The sequence below is a fragment of the Neobacillus sp. KR4-4 genome (assembly GCF_042136325.1).
In the GTDB taxonomy this organism is placed as follows: Bacteria; Bacillota; Bacilli; order Bacillales; family Cytobacillaceae; genus Neobacillus.
In genome coordinates, this window is sequence record NZ_JBHHJU010000077.1 from 1 (window position 1) to 1,108 (window position 1,108).

2 protein-coding genes are annotated in these 1,108 nt (G+C 42.6%); both read left to right on the plus strand.

Annotated elements, in window-relative coordinates:
- On the plus strand, nt 1–308 hold a 308-nt coding region (locus ACE198_RS27955; protein ID WP_375377797.1), incomplete at its 5' end, for a M24 family metallopeptidase.
- 157 nt (nt 309–465) lie between these two features.
- Nucleotides 466–1,108: aminopeptidase P family N-terminal domain-containing protein (locus ACE198_RS27960; RefSeq protein ID WP_375377798.1), on the plus strand; the 643-nt coding region annotated here is incomplete at its 3' end.

Sequence of the window (1,108 nt, forward strand, 5' to 3'; positions counted from 1 at the left end):
GTATGACAGGAATTGAGGCTGACCGGGTGATTCGGGAAGCGTTCAGAAAGCATGGAGTAGATGAATATTTAGTAGAAGTGAGTGAAGGTAGAACTGGTGCCCATGCAACAGGTATGGACCCTGAAGAAGATATTCCTGAAATCGGACCTGGCTGCGCGAATGTGCTGGAAGAAGGACAAACTTTTGCCTATGAATTGTCCCTAATTGTACCAGGAATCGGCGGGGTTCGGACAGAGGATCAAGTGGTCGTTCGTAAGAACGGGTTGGAGCCGCTTCATACTTTCAATCGTTTCTTATATGTTGAGTAATTGAATAAATTCCATGCAGGCTGAAAGTTGATTTACAGTCTTGATTGATAGGCTAGCTAAGAAGAGAAGCCTGCATGGGCCTCTATTTAATAGATTAATAATGAAATAGTTGAAGCAATAAAATTAAAAATTACTTTTTGAGAGGGGAATAAAGAATATGATTTCAGAAAAAGCATTAAAATGGCTGCCTAATAGATTTGAAGAATTAATCCGTTATGGAGAATTCCAGGGACCTGGTGAAACGATCACGAATGAAGAGTACAAAGCCCGCGTTGAAATTGCGAAACAAAAGATAGTCGATGAAGGTCTGGATGCTTTAATCGTATTCGGAGATTGTTACCGCATGTCCAATATCCGCTGGCTGGTTAATTATCGAACAATCGATGGGGTTTATCCGCAGCCGATGCTGATGTACTTGGTACCTGACCGTGACCCTGTTTTCTTCCTTCCAAGCAGTGAAATTCCTTCTGCGCACGGCAGTTCGGCCATGAGTGTTTTAGGAGGCGATATCCGGGAAATTCGTTCAGAATGGGCTCCATTCCTAAAAGAACGTGCGGCAAAAGACAGACCAAAGAAAATAGGCATCAGCGGCTATACATTTATGGATTTGGAGTTCTGGTTCCCAATCAATAATGCATTCGGTGATTATGCAGATATTCAACGGTCAACGATAATTGAGCAATTAAAGTCAGTGAAAAATGAAGCAGAAATTGCATCCATGAAGCGGGCGGCACGTGTAAGTAATGCCGGTATTCAAATGTTGATGGATCTATTACGAGACAGCGAAGGCATCACGGAAT